11 protein-coding genes, 4 tRNA genes and 2 pseudogenes are annotated in these 12,781 nt (G+C 37.5%); 8 read left to right on the forward strand and 9 right to left on the reverse strand.

The window, feature by feature from the left end:
• Nucleotides 1-12: 12 nt before the first annotated feature.
• On the reverse strand, nt 13-447 hold the full coding sequence (locus tag FCU45_RS09485; RefSeq protein WP_137014665.1) for a hypothetical protein: 435 nt from the start codon (nt 445-447) through the stop codon (nt 13-15).
• Between the two features lie 99 nt (nt 448-546).
• Nucleotides 547-984, reverse strand: a complete 438-nt coding sequence (locus FCU45_RS09490; RefSeq protein WP_137014667.1) for a hemerythrin domain-containing protein — start codon at nt 982-984, stop codon at nt 547-549.
• Between the two features lie 119 nt (nt 985-1,103).
• Between FCU45_RS09490 and FCU45_RS11910 the strand changes: the two are divergent.
• Nucleotides 1,104-1,379: pseudogene (locus FCU45_RS11910) on the forward strand (DNA/RNA non-specific endonuclease); the annotation flags it as partial.
• A pseudogene (locus FCU45_RS11915) lies at nt 1,373-1,576 on the forward strand (DNA/RNA non-specific endonuclease); the annotation flags it as partial. The pseudogenes FCU45_RS11910 and FCU45_RS11915, both read left to right, overlap by 7 nt.
• 52 nt (nt 1,577-1,628) lie before the next feature.
• On the opposite strand, the gene FCU45_RS09505 reads toward FCU45_RS11915, so the two are convergent.
• Complete coding sequence (locus FCU45_RS09505; RefSeq protein WP_137014669.1) at nt 1,629-1,889, reverse strand: helix-turn-helix domain-containing protein; 261 nt, start codon at nt 1,887-1,889, stop codon at nt 1,629-1,631.
• A 96-nt stretch (nt 1,890-1,985) separates the two neighbouring features.
• On the opposite strand from FCU45_RS09505, the gene FCU45_RS09510 reads away from it, so the two are divergent.
• Together FCU45_RS09510 and FCU45_RS09515 are read left to right on the forward strand one after the other, a co-directional pair.
• The gene (locus FCU45_RS09510) at nt 1,986-3,101 is read left to right on the forward strand and encodes a hypothetical protein (RefSeq protein ID WP_137014671.1); all 1,116 of its coding nucleotides are present in this window, start codon (nt 1,986-1,988) and stop codon (nt 3,099-3,101) included.
• A gap of 1 nt (nt 3,102) precedes the next feature.
• Nucleotides 3,103-3,831 (forward strand): hypothetical protein, encoded by a 729-nt coding sequence (locus tag FCU45_RS09515; RefSeq protein WP_137014673.1) that lies wholly within the window; start codon nt 3,103-3,105, stop codon nt 3,829-3,831.
• Nucleotides 3,832-4,198: 367 nt separating this feature from the next.
• Here FCU45_RS09515 and FCU45_RS09520 read toward each other — a convergent pair.
• From FCU45_RS09520 to FCU45_RS09535, 4 genes are all read right to left on the reverse strand, one after another.
• Nucleotides 4,199-4,287: transfer RNA gene (locus FCU45_RS09520), tRNA-Ser, on the reverse strand.
• Between the two features lie 35 nt (nt 4,288-4,322).
• A tRNA-Cys gene (locus tag FCU45_RS09525) sits at nt 4,323-4,396 on the reverse strand.
• 22 nt (nt 4,397-4,418) lie between these two features.
• Nucleotides 4,419-4,505: transfer RNA gene (locus FCU45_RS09530), tRNA-Leu, on the reverse strand.
• Between the two features lie 40 nt (nt 4,506-4,545).
• Nucleotides 4,546-4,620: transfer RNA gene (locus FCU45_RS09535), tRNA-Gly, on the reverse strand.
• Between the two features lie 140 nt (nt 4,621-4,760).
• Between FCU45_RS09535 and ilvD the strand changes: the two genes are divergently transcribed.
• The 3 genes from ilvD (at nt 4,761) to infC (ending at nt 8,879) form a co-directional block, all read left to right on the forward strand.
• The gene (gene ilvD / locus FCU45_RS09540) at nt 4,761-6,446 is read left to right on the forward strand and encodes a dihydroxy-acid dehydratase (protein ID WP_137014675.1); all 1,686 of its coding nucleotides are present in this window, start codon (nt 4,761-4,763) and stop codon (nt 6,444-6,446) included.
• A gap of 112 nt (nt 6,447-6,558) precedes the next feature.
• Nucleotides 6,559-8,367: a threonine--tRNA ligase gene (gene thrS, locus FCU45_RS09545; RefSeq protein WP_137014677.1), complete on the forward strand. Its 1,809-nt coding sequence runs from the start codon at nt 6,559-6,561 to the stop codon at nt 8,365-8,367.
• Nucleotides 8,368-8,387: 20 nt separating this feature from the next.
• Nucleotides 8,388-8,879 (forward strand): translation initiation factor IF-3, encoded by a 492-nt coding sequence (gene infC, locus FCU45_RS09550; RefSeq protein ID WP_137014927.1) that lies wholly within the window; start codon nt 8,388-8,390, stop codon nt 8,877-8,879.
• Nucleotides 8,880-8,909: 30 nt separating this feature from the next.
• On the opposite strand, the gene FCU45_RS09555 is transcribed toward infC, so the two are convergent.
• Both FCU45_RS09555 and FCU45_RS09560 read right to left on the reverse strand, forming a co-directional pair.
• Complete coding sequence (locus FCU45_RS09555) at nt 8,910-10,679, reverse strand: ABC transporter ATP-binding protein (RefSeq protein ID WP_137014679.1); 1,770 nt, start codon at nt 10,677-10,679, stop codon at nt 8,910-8,912.
• A gap of 33 nt (nt 10,680-10,712) precedes the next feature.
• Nucleotides 10,713-12,029: an MFS transporter gene (locus tag FCU45_RS09560; protein WP_137014681.1), complete on the reverse strand. Its 1,317-nt coding sequence runs from the start codon at nt 12,027-12,029 to the stop codon at nt 10,713-10,715.
• Nucleotides 12,030-12,149: 120 nt separating this feature from the next.
• On the opposite strand from FCU45_RS09560, the gene rdgB reads away from it, so the two are divergent.
• Nucleotides 12,150-12,737, forward strand: coding sequence for an RdgB/HAM1 family non-canonical purine NTP pyrophosphatase (gene rdgB, locus FCU45_RS09565; RefSeq protein WP_137014683.1), 588 nt, complete (start codon nt 12,150-12,152; stop codon nt 12,735-12,737).
• The last annotated feature ends 44 nt before the right edge of the window (nt 12,738-12,781 follow it).

A 12,781-nucleotide genomic window follows, 5' to 3' on the forward strand; every position in this document is an offset into this window, starting at 1 on the left:
TAAAAGTTAAAGCTAGAGTTTAACTATCTCTTTGATGGCGCTAAGCTGTCTCTGGTTAAGATTTGGAGATATGCTCTGAACAAAGCCTACAAGGGAGTCATAGGAGTTCATATCGCACTCTTTGTTAAAAAGTGCATATTTTGCAAATGCTTCGATCACTTTGTCTCTAGAGAGTGCAAGATTTGGATTTTTGCAGAGATGTGAAAGTTTTAGGTTGATATTTTGATTATTTTTAAAGAGTGCATGAGACTTTTTTACAGCAATGCTATTCTCTAAACCTTTGGAGATCAAGAGATCTTGAATATCTTTATGAGTAACAGATCTCTCTTGCTGACGCTCAGAAGCGGAGTATATATAGACTGTTGACGCGAATAGCGGGTTTGCCGCACTGGAGGCTAAAAATATTAAAAAGATAGAACGCTTTGTTAAGATGGAGATTTTTTCCATGATCTGCTTCCCCTTTATCTGCTTGCTTATTTAGCTTTTTATAATTGTAGGTAAGGTTAGTAAACTGTAGGTGAATTAAAACCTAAAGCATCTAACCACTTAGCGGGTAATGCTTCTCATTCGCGAAATAATATGGTCGGCATCGTTGCCAAGGTGCTGCTGAATCATCGTGTATAACATCTGCTCCTCTTTCATATTGTGCTGCTGCATTAATATCATAAGTGTCTCGGAGAGACCGAAAAACCGCTTATTGTCATTGAGCTCTACTGCCTTTTGCATTTTAGAGAGCAACTCTCTCATCTGCTCATGTTCCATTACCATGACTTGTGTCGGACCCTGAGTCATTCCCGTCTCTTGTTCAAACATAGGAAACAGAACCATCTCTTCCATCTTGAAATGGTTTGTCAGAGAGTCCCCAAATGCTTCAAACTTTGATAAAGCATCTTGGCTTTTAGAAGCAACAGCGTCTTCCATCTGTGCAAAAATCTCATCACACTCTTTGTGATCCTGAGTCATAAATTCTTTAATATTTGACATTTTTTACCTTGATTTTTTAGTGGCATAATAACTTTTTTGGGGGAAGAACTTATTGATAGTTGTCAATATAGATATGATGATGGATTCTTGAAAATATTTGTTAGCTTAATGGCAATAAAGTAAATGCTGTTAATGTCAAGAAGCGTTCAAAGTTCTATACAGAGAAAAACTTACCTAATCTATACAGAGGTCATAATAAAGATTATACTAACTCAGGGTATGATAGAGGACACTTAGCTAGTGATGCTTCATTTGATTATGATGAAAAGGAAGTAGTTAAAACTTATACTATGGCGAACATAATACCTCAAGCACCAAATGTTAATCAAAAGACTTGGATTAAGGCTGAAGAACTTGAAAGAAGTATAGCAGACTTGGTAGTGTTAGTGTCTTAAATGGTGTTGTATATAGCTTAAATCCACTCAGGATAGGTAAGAACCAGATAGCTGTTCCTGATGCTTTTTGGAAAATGATTTACAACGATAAAGAGAACTATAAGAAGTGTTTCTATTATGAAAATACTAATGATATTAATGTCAAAGAAGATAAGTTAAAAAGTCATTTAGTTGATTGTGCTAGTTTGTTGAAGTAGTTTATTGGATTTACAGTCATCATTTTTGTGTTATGTCTGATAAATAGAAATATTAGCTATCTTCTACTGGTTCAAAAAATTTAGCTATTGGAATATTTAAAGCTTTAGATATTTTGTATATATGTTCTATATTAAAGTGTTTGTAATTAGTATTGTTTTCTGCATTACCAAAGAAAGCACCAGACTTCAAACCAATAGTAAGAGCAAGTTCTAATTGGCTCATCTCTCTTTCTAGTCTGTAATGCTTCACATTTTTAGATATGTGTTTATGTAACAACTCTATCTCTTCTTCTGATGCATTACTTAGAAACACTCATAACTTCCTATAGGTTAATTTACCGTTAATAATACATTAGATAACATATCTTCACAACAATCCATAGATTGACAGTCTATAGGAAGGATTAATTTGTTTGGATTATTTAAAGGTTTGAATAGTAAAAAGCTTAAATTTGCAGTAAAGGCATATTTAAACCCTGCTTATAAAAAAGCTGCAGAAATAACACTTGGTCGGTCTATTGATTTAATAGAACTATCCAAGCTAAGAGATGAGGTTGATAAATGTGTGGATTTTACATATTCGATAAACTTGCAATATCTTGATGGTTCAGATGATGGAGTAAGAGCACAGAGCCACTTTATCGCAATGTTATGCTTATTGAATTCATTAACAAAAACATCTTTTCCAGAAGATGGATTTCTTAAAGAAGTTACAATTTTTGCACTTGGTATACTTGGTTACGAAGTTGAAAATAATATAGTAAAACTGGATTATCCAAATCATAAAGATAAAGCTATATATGAGCAATGTGTTGCTTATCTAAATAATAGAGAAATAACACCTGCTGAGAAAGAAATTGAAGAATTTATTTTAAATGATAGAATTGATGAAGTAGTAGAAGCAAAATCATATTGTAACGAAGTGCTAAGTGTAGAAAAATATTTAGAAAAATATATAAATCCTAATACAAGTGAAAAACTTATGCATGGAAATACAAGGCAATTTTACATACATTGGCTTATGTCTTCATCTGCATTGGAATTGAATACTGCTTTAAAAAACAACCATTCTTATTTGCAAGCACTATACTGTATTATAAGGGCAATTTCTAGTGAAAAAAATAATAATAATGATGATAGTAGGATATTTATACTATCTTTTTTGGCTGAAATTAAATTGACTATGCTGCGTGATGGTAAGAATATCCCTTTTATAGATGATAATAAGGATTTTTTCACTGAAATATATAATACAAGCGTCAATGAAATTAAATTATTGGATGTAGCAGAGAATATTAATTATGACGAATGGTTTGACCTACTAAAGAAAGAAGCTGTAAATCATCATAATCAATTATTTATATCAGATGACGGCATTTCATACTTTGATTTACTTGGAAAAACAAATTTTAAATTAGCATACGATGATAAAATAAATCCTAAAATATTAGCTAAAGAATTTGCAGATACTCTTGATGACGATTTTAGTATTGTTGAAGATATGATACAAAAAGGATTAAGGTGAAATGCTTCAATATTTCATAATATTTACAATAATTGGTTTTGTAGTTGGTAAGATATTTCCTAAGGGAAGTATGGTTTATGGATTTTTATTGATTATACCTATTGTATGGGCTTTTAAATTTGGAATATTTTGGGCTATAGTTACTTATGCAGAATTACTGTTTGGTGTTACTATAGCATATATTAGTCGTTCTAATAAAGTTTCCGTATCTAATATCCATCAAAATATTTTAGATACAGATGAGGATTCTACTCACCTTGCTAATGAATACGATAGTAATAATGATGTAATATCAAGTGAAGATATAAAGCCAATAATATTTATATTAGCTAACATAGCTTACTGCCAAGATGATGTAAGTGGAGATGAAATTCAGCCAATAATAATAAATGTGCTAAAGAAATTGGTTGATGACTTAGAAATTAGTGGTAGCCAAAAAGAAAAGGCATTTATGGATGTTTATATGATATTTCCTCGTCCTGATGAAAAGCAAACAACACCTATAATAGATTATGCGAGAGAATTAAGGTTCAATAACCATCACTTTAAGAAAGAAATTGTGATGGGGTTTATAAGTATGTTTGTTTTGAAATACTTACCAATAACAACTAAAAGAGAAAAGCTATTTAAAGAAGTAATGAGTTATGTATATCCAAATAAAGATATGAAAATAGCTGTGGCAGAGTTAAGTGAGTATTTTGAAAAGCATAGAGAAGAATTTATAGTATAAAGTCAAAAAATGGGTCAGAAATATTCGAGGCATATATTGTATTAACAGAACCTCATATATCCCCCATAGCCTTTATAATAGGCAATACATATAAAGATGTAGACTTGCAATAAAAGAGCCTACAATCACTTGTATAAGAGGTTAGATACACTGTCTAAGTCCTAACGCACTATCGTTTGTTGAATCAATGCTTTTTCACTTCGTGAAACTCTGCATTGCTTGATTAGCAGTATATATATTGTATGTAAGTGATGAATTATTTAAGTTTAGAGAGTGATTATAGACAAGTTTAATATGATATACGAGACCTAGGATGAGACCTAATGAATTCTTAAAGCTTGAAAGTAAGTAAAATAGGGGATTGTAGTGGTGGACCCTCAGAGATTCGAACTCTGGGAGGTATAACCCTCGCCGGTTTTCAAGACCGGTGCAATCGACCAACTCTGCCAAAGATCCACGTTTATAGTTGAAAAGATTTTTAAGTTAATAACTGGAGGTGCCACCCAGATTTGAACTGGGGATAGCAGCTTTGCAGGCTGCGGCCTTACCACTTGGCGATGGCACCAGTCAAAAACATATAAAATCAATGGTGCCCGAGGCCGGACTTGAACCGGCACAGTATTGCTACCGGGGGATTTTAAGTCCCCTGCGTCTACCGATTTCGCCACCCGGGCGTGATGGGTGTTTTTTTAACAGTTAATAATTTAAAATAAATGGAGCGGGAAACGAGGTTCGAACTCGCGACCCCAACCTTGGCAAGGTTGTGCTCTACCACTGAGCTATTCCCGCAACTTGTACACTTAATTTTAAGTGAGCGGAATTATAGCCATTTTATTTTTGTTTGTAAAGAGTTTTTATAAAAAAATCTCAAAAAAATGTTATAATCGCACCAATAATAAGATACAGCGACTAAAATATGAAGGATTTTAATGAGAAGTGATACTATAAAAAAGGGCTTTGACAGGGCTCCTCACCGTTCACTACTTCGTGCGACGGGGTTAAAGGATGAAGATTTTGACAAACCGTTTATCGGAATAGCGAACAGTTATATAGATATCATCCCGGGTCATTTTTTCCTTCACGAATATGGTGAGATCGTAAAAGAGGCGATTCGCGAAGCCGGCGGGGTTCCATTTGTATTTAACACTATAGGTGTCGATGACGGTATAGCGATGGGGCATGACGGAATGCTCTACTCGCTTCCTTCACGTGAGATCATTGCAGACTCTATAGAGACGGTTATGAACGCGCACAAACTTGATGCTCTTATATGTATCCCAAACTGTGACAAGATCGTTCCAGGTATGATAATGGGCGCACTTCGCGTTAATGTTCCGACCGTTTTTGTCTCTGGCGGTCCAATGCCTGCAGGACATAAAAAAGATGGTACTCCGATCGATCTTGCTACTGCTTTTGAAGCGGTTGGCGAGCATGCAGAGGGGAAGATAAGTGATGAAGAACTTTATGACATAGAGTGTAACGCATGTCCAAGCGGCGGAAGCTGTTCGGGGATGTTTACGGCAAACTCTATGAACACTCTTTGTGAGGCAATGGGTATCGCACTACCTGGTAATGGTACTATTTTAGCGATGACTCCAGCAAGAATAGAGCTCGTTAAAAAAGCGGCTAAGAGAATTGTCGAGATGGCAAAGGCAGATGACAGCAAGTACAACTTGAAAAATGTTCTGAACGAAAAAGCTGTTCACAACGCATTTGTAGTTGATATGGCAATGGGAGGAAGCTCAAATACTGTTCTTCATATGCTAGCAATTGCAAAAGAGGCAGACGTTGATTTTCCTATAGAGAAGATCAACCATATTGCCGACAATGTAGCGCATATTGCTAAGATATCTCCATCATTAACAACTGTTCATATGGATGATATAAACCGTGCAGGCGGTGTAAATGCGGTAATGAAAGAGGTAAGCAGAAGAGGCGGACTGCTTCATCTTGACAATCCTACAGTAACGGGCGAAACACTTGGTGAGCGCATTCAAGATGCGAAGATATTAGACGAGAACATCATTCATACAAATGAAAATGCTTACTCTCAAGTCGGCGGTTTGTCTATTCTTTTTGGAAACCTTGCTCGTGAGGGCGCGGTTGTAAAGACCGCAGGTATCGAGCCTAGTATGAGACAGTTTAAGGGCACGGCTATCTGCTTTAACTCTCAGCCTGAGGCAATTGCGGGCATAATGAGTCATAAAGTAAAACCGGGCAACGTTGTCGTAATCCGCTATGAGGGCCCAAAAGGCGGTCCTGGAATGCAGGAGATGTTAGCGCCTACTGCACTTATTCAAGGTATGGGTCTAGGCGAGAGCGTTGCACTTATTACCGATGGAAGATTCTCCGGGGCAACAAAAGGTGCGAGTATCGGGCATGTCTCTCCTGAAGCTGCAGAGGGTGGCTTGATAGCTCTAATAGAAGATGGTGACGAGATAGAGCTTGATGTTGATAAGCATATCCTGCAGCTAAATGTTAGCGATGCAGAGATAGCAAAAAGAGAAGAGAACTACAAGCCTCATAAAAATGATGTTAAATCAAAGTGGCTTAAACGCTACCAGCTTTTGGTCTCAAATGCTTCAAACGGAGCAGTTTTAAAGACAGAGATCTAATGATTTGTACGCAATATGAGCAAAGCCCATCTTGCTACGCTAGCCGCTTAGGCACTGAAGCTTGCCTCTAGTGAGGCAGAAAATAATAAACAGATAGATAGGAATAGAAATTTTGAATGCAATCGCAATAAAACATAACGGAGAGATAATAGACTTACAGACTGCCAAAGAGAAGGGTTTTGAGGGTGAGCAGATTCATCTTGACAACTCGCCTGAATCTTTGGATGTTCTTCGCCACTCAACGGCACACCTTATGGCCCAAGCCATAAAATCACTCTACCCAGATGCAAAGTTCTTTGTAGGACCTACTGTTAAAGAGGGTTTTTACTATGACTTTAAAACTAAAGAAGAGATAGGTGAGGGCGACCTTAAAACGATAGAAAAAGAGATGTTATCACTCGCTAAAAAGAAGTATGAGATAGAGAAGTATGAGATCTCTATGAGCGAGGCAAAAGAGAAGTTCAAAGATGACCATCTAAAACTTACAGTTATGGAGCGCATTCCGAGTGACACAGTCTCTATCTATAAGCAGGGTGAATTTGAAGACCTGTGTCGCGGTCCGCACCTTCCAAATATAGGACTTATCAGATATTTTAAACTTACGAAGATCGCAGGCGCTTATCTGGGTGGAGACTCTAAAAACGAGATGCTGACTCGTATATACGGTATAGCGTTTGCAGATAAAGAGGCTCTAAAATCCTATCTTGATATGATGGCAGAGGCTGAGAAGCGTGATCATCGCAAACTCGGTGCAGAGATGAAGATGTTTACGTTCCGCGAAGAGGTCGGGGCCGGTTTTCCTATCTGGCTTCCTGCAGGCGGACGCCTTCGCTCAAGACTAGAATCGCTTCTCTTTAAAGCACACAGAAAACGCGGTTATGAGCCGGTACGTGGACCTGAGATGTTAAGAAGTGACCTCTGGAAGACATCTGGGCACTACCAGAACTACGGCGAAAATATGTATTTTACAAATATTGATGAGATAGAGTTTGGTGTAAAACCTATGAACTGTGTCGGTCATATTAAAGTATATGAGGAGGATCTGCACTCATACAGAGACCTGCCTCTTAAATATTTTGAGTACGGCGTGGTTCACCGTCACGAGATGACGGGCGCACTTCACGGGCTTTTCCGCGTTCGTGAGTTTACACAAGACGATGCGCACATCTTCTGTAGAGCAGACCAGATAGAAGAGCAGATCATAGAAGTAGTTGATTTTGTAGATAAGATCATGTCTACTTTTGAGTTTGATTATAAGATGATGATCTCTACAAAACCAGAAAAAGCAGTTGGAAGTGACGAAGTATGGGAAGTTTCTACACAGGCTCTTAAAAAAGCAATGGATAAAAACGGACTTGTTTATGAGATAGATGAGGGCGGCGGAGCTTTTTACGGTCCAAAAATCGACATCAAGATAACAGATGCGATCGGCAGAGAGTGGCAGTGCGGAACGATTCAGCTCGATTTCAACCTGCCTGAGAGATTTGAGCTTGAGTATAACGGCGAAAATAATGACAAAATCCAGCCAGTAATGATACATAGAGCAATTTTAGGTTCGTTTGAGCGTTTTATTGGTATATTAACAGAGCATTACGCTGGGGAGTTCCCAATGTTTATCGCACCGACTCAGGTTGCAATCGTTCCAATCGCCGCTGCGCACAACGATTATGCAAAAGAGTTGGCAGATAAACTGATCGATCTGGGAGCAGATAGTGAGATCTACTCCAAAAATGACTCTTTAAACAAAAGAATCAGAACAGCGGAAAAGAGTAGGGTGCCAATGTTGGCGATCATAGGGGATGAAGAGGTTGAGTCTCGAACTGTCGCAATACGTGACAGAAGAACGAGAGAACAATATAACTTAAGCGAGAGTGAATTTCTATCGCTTATACAAACTAAAATAAATGAGGTAAATTTTTGAACAAAAAAGACCGTGTCATAATGAATGACGATATTCGTGTACCGGAAGTGCGTTGTAATGTAGATGGAGCAGAATCTTTAGGAATAATTTCAATTGATGAAGCTATGGAAAAAGCAAATGAGTTGGGTTTAGATTTGGTTTTAATCGCTCCGGATGCAAAGCCTCCTGTCGCAAAGATTATGGATTACGGTAAGTTTAAGTATCAAGAAGAGAAAAAACAAAAAGAGCAGAGAAAGAATCAGGTTAAGATCGATGTAAAAGAGATCAAGCTCTCTGTTAAAATTGCAGAAAATGATATTGCATACAAAGTTAAACACGCAAGAGAGTTTCTTGAGCAAGGCAAACATGTAAAATTCCGCGTATTTCTAAGAGGTCGTGAGATGGCTAATCCGGAAGCTGCTAAAGAGGTTCTTTTGAGAATTTGGCCTATGGTTGAAGATATTGGGGTTATGGATAAAGAGCCTAAGTTTGAAGGCCGTTACTACAACATGTACGTTGTCCCTCAGAAATAGTTTTTTAAACGCAGAACTCTCTGCGTTTATTTATAATAGCTGATTCTTAATAAACTCAACATAGTGTCCCTCTTCATCTTTTAGCTCTTCGTGTGTTCCTTTTTGAACTATCGCTCCCGAGTCTAGTATATAGATCATATCCGCATTTTTAACCGTACTTAATCTGTGGGCTATCGTTATTACTGTTTTATCTTTTAGTATCGGTTTAATGGCAATATGAAGCTTTGCCTCTGTGTGAGCATCCAGCGCTGAAGTAGATTCATCAAGAATAACGACACTTGGATTTGCTATGACCATTCTTGCAATGCTTAAGCGTTGTCTTTGACCGCCTGAGAGTCTTATGCCATGATGACCTACTATAGTGTCTAGTCCATCTTTCATTCCCTCAAGCATCTCTTTTAGTTGAGCTATCTCTAGAGCCGCATATATCTCCTCATCACTAACACTCTCATCTCCCATAGTTATATTAAATCTTAGAGTAGAATTAAAAAGTATAGGCATTTGAAGGACTAAAAATATCTTTTGTCTCAGAGATGTTTTGTCTAAATCTTCTGTCTCTATGCCATTGTACGTAAGAGAGCCGCTATTTTTTTCATAAAAACCTGCAATAACTTGTGCAAGCGTAGTTTTTCCGCTTCCGCTCGCTCCAATAAAGGCAATCTTTGAGCCATGTTTTATTTCAAGAGTGATATTCTCAAGAGCATTTTTATCATTCGCGTATGAGAAGTTTAAATCCTTTAGAGATATATCCACATCATGTGAATCTATACGACTACTTCCTGTTTTTTCACTTTTTAAATCTAGTATTTTGTTTAATCTCTTAAGCGCAGCCATAGCAGAGGAGTAGCTATACTGCATTGAGAGTATATCTTGAACAGGGGTCATGATAAACCAGATATAGCCAAACATTGCAAACATCATACCTATACTTAAATCGCTATATGCAACCAAGAGAATACCAGAAGCCCTTAGAAGCTCAAACATTATTAAAAATATAGTGTAGGATAGTTTTTCATAGGCAACACTTTTGTACTCATATCTGTTTGATGTTATCTGAATATTTTTTGCATCATCTACTGTACTTGAAAAGAAATAGCTCTCTTTATTACTTGCTTTTATCTGCCCATAAAGCTCTAGAGTTTCCCCCAAAGTGTTTTGAAATTTCTCAATTGCTTGATTTTCCTCTTTTTTAAGAGAGCCTACTCGTTTTGACATCTTTTTACTAATTAACATAATTAGAGGCTGAATAATCAAGATAGATATGCCCAAGAGGGGATCTATTGCGATCATGACGACACCAACTGCAACCAATGTTAAAACAGATGAGATAAAACGGCTAGTACTTGTTAAAATAAAATTATCAAGCGTGTTTACATCAGTAATCAAATTTGACGTAATTGCACCGCTTCCAAGAGTTTCATACTCATTCATTGAGGCTGACTTTAGATGCAGAAGCAGCTTTTTTCGCACCATAAAGGTTACATGTTTTGATATTTTGGTAAAAATCTTTGTAATGACAACACTAAGAGCATAGTAGATAAAACGCAGGAAAATAACAGCAAATGTAACTATGGCTATATAGTAAAAAGGGGATGTCTCTCCAAAGAGATAGTTAATGCTTCCTACAAAGTAAGAAGGTTTTTCTAAAAGGATTTCATCAACCATTACAGGAAGCATAAGAGGGACAGGTATGCTTACAAGAATGGCAAGTATAGTTACAATCTGCCCATATATGAGAGGAGATTTTTTATCTAAAATAAGAGCAAAAATAGTTTTAAGTGTGATTTGCTCTTTATTCATAATCTAGAGTGCTTTGCGCAAGTCCACAATAGACTACTTAGATATTTGTGCTTTTAAAGCTTCTTTATCCATCGCACTGCTTACAAATTTCACAACAATAAGTTTCTCACTGTCGTTTATATACCACTCTGCAATATGCTCTTGTTCAAGGTTTTGAAGCTTTGATAAATCTACTTCGTCTTGAGGAATAAACAGATGCGAGTATTTTGTCGGGTTTTGAAGCTTTAGAGTCCACAGCAGCCATACAGTTGCAACTACCGCAACGCTGATACCGATCGTCTCCCTGTCACTTATGCCTAAAAGAAGACCAGCAGTAGTACCGCCTACAAACGTCGCAAAATATGCAACAGAGTTTGAGATACCAAGAGCGGCACCCTTTTGGTGAACTTTTGCAAACTTTGTTATCATAGATTGAACAAGAGGTTCCATCATGTTAAATGCTATAAAAAACATAACGACACCGACAACAAAAATTGTGCTTGAAGCTGTAAGCCCCATAATCAAAAAAGAGCCTATAAAGAGAACTATTGAGAGTAGAAATATCTCTTTTGGTTTGTTGTACTTCTCGCCAAATACGGCAGCAGGCCCCATAGCAACAAGACCAAAAAGCATAGCAGGAAGATAAGCCATATAGAGATCAGACTTCTCCCAAGCAAACGTCTCGCTTGTTAATATAATAGGAATAAGAACAAAAGCGATGGTCATAAGACCTTTTTGCATTGCATTGATGACTATCATATTTAAAAGGTTCGGGTCTTTTAGGATGTCAGAGGTCTTTGACGTTGCATGGTAAGTGTGCTTAATCTTTGGAGGAGTAGGAACTTTTGTAAAGAGAAGTATAATTGCCAAAACAGCAAAAACAGCAGTAAGAATAAAAAGAAACTCAACACCGTAAGAGGCACCAAGAACAGGTCCAAGCCCCATAGCAAGAGCAAAACTAAGAGCGATAGAAGCTCCCATGATCGCCATAGCTTTACCGCGGATCTCCTCTTCGACCAGATCCGAGATCATCGCAGTAATAACCGAGCCTATCGCTCCTGCACCCTGAAGAAATCGCCCTATCATAAGTGTATATATATTGTCAGAGTACGCACAAATGATCGAGCCGATCAAAAATACTATAAGACCAAAGAGCAGAGTCGGTTTTCTGCCTATCTTGTCACTCATTGTTCCAAACGGTACCTGAAAAATTGCCTGAGTCAACGCATAACCACCGACAACTATACCAACAAGAAGAGGAGTTGAACCCTCAAGCTCAAGTGCATAAATCGAAATGACTGGTAAAACTAAGAAGAGACCTAAAAACCTTAGAGAGAGAATCGCGGAGAGGGGAAATACTTTTTTAAACATTATCTACCTTAAATATTATATAATGGCGTAATTATATTGAAAAGATTGTTTACACAAACTTTTTAAATCAAAAAAACTTATATTTAAAGTAATGTTTAAAGTAATTTGTAAGGATGTTATGTGAAGTTGGTACTGGCTACTTCCAATAAGGGGAAAGTAAGAGAGATAAAAGCGCTCTACAAGGATTTTGAGGTAGTTCCTTACAGCGAACTGATCGATGAGTTCGAGATAGTCGAAGACGGCAAGGATTTTAAAGAGAACGCTCTTATAAAAGCCAGAGCCGTTTTTAAAGCTCTGGATGATGAAGATGTAATAGTCTTAGCGGATGACAGCGGAATCAGTGTCGATGTTCTCGGTGGAAAACCTGGGATTTACAGTGCAAGATATGCAGGGGCTGATGCAACCGATAAAGATAATCTCTATAAGTTAATAGAGGCTATAAAAACAAAGGGCTTTGATAGTTCGCCTGCACACTATACGGCAGCCATAGCGATAGTAACCAAAGACGGTGAATATTCGGTTCACGGCTGGATGTATGGAGAGGCAATGGCAAAAGCAGTGGGAGATGGAGGGTTTGGATATGACCCTATGTTTATTCCACTCGGATATGATAAGACCTTAGGCGAGCTGGATGATGAGACAAAAAAGAGCATCTCTCACCGTGCAAAAGCACTAAGTTTGGCAAAAGTAATTCTACAGACTCTGTAGAGTTTATAGAACTTTCAGACTTAGTCTATAGAGAGCATCTTCCA

It is taken from the genome of Sulfurimonas crateris (assembly GCF_005217605.1).
Taxonomy (GTDB): domain Bacteria; phylum Campylobacterota; class Campylobacteria; order Campylobacterales; family Sulfurimonadaceae; genus Sulfurimonas; species Sulfurimonas crateris.

Excerpts from the sequence above, each read along its gene's own strand:
- FCU45_RS09560 (WP_137014681.1), bottom strand. The coding sequence starts at position 12,029 with ATGTTTAAAAAAGTATTTCCCCTCTCCGCGATTCTCTCTCTAAGGTTT.
- FCU45_RS09490 (WP_137014667.1), bottom strand. The coding sequence starts at position 984 with ATGTCAAATATTAAAGAATTTATGACTCAGGATCACAAAGAGTGTGAT.
- FCU45_RS09515 (WP_137014673.1), top strand. The coding sequence starts at position 3,103 with ATGCTTCAATATTTCATAATATTTACAATAATTGGTTTTGTAGTTGGT.
- infC (WP_137014927.1), top strand. The coding sequence starts at position 8,388 with ATGAATGACGATATTCGTGTACCGGAAGTGCGTTGTAATGTAGATGGA.
- FCU45_RS09485 (WP_137014665.1), bottom strand. The coding sequence starts at position 447 with ATGGAAAAAATCTCCATCTTAACAAAGCGTTCTATCTTTTTAATATTT.
- ilvD (WP_137014675.1), top strand. The coding sequence starts at position 4,761 with ATGAGAAGTGATACTATAAAAAAGGGCTTTGACAGGGCTCCTCACCGT.
- FCU45_RS09555 (WP_137014679.1), bottom strand. The coding sequence starts at position 10,679 with ATGAATAAAGAGCAAATCACACTTAAAACTATTTTTGCTCTTATTTTA.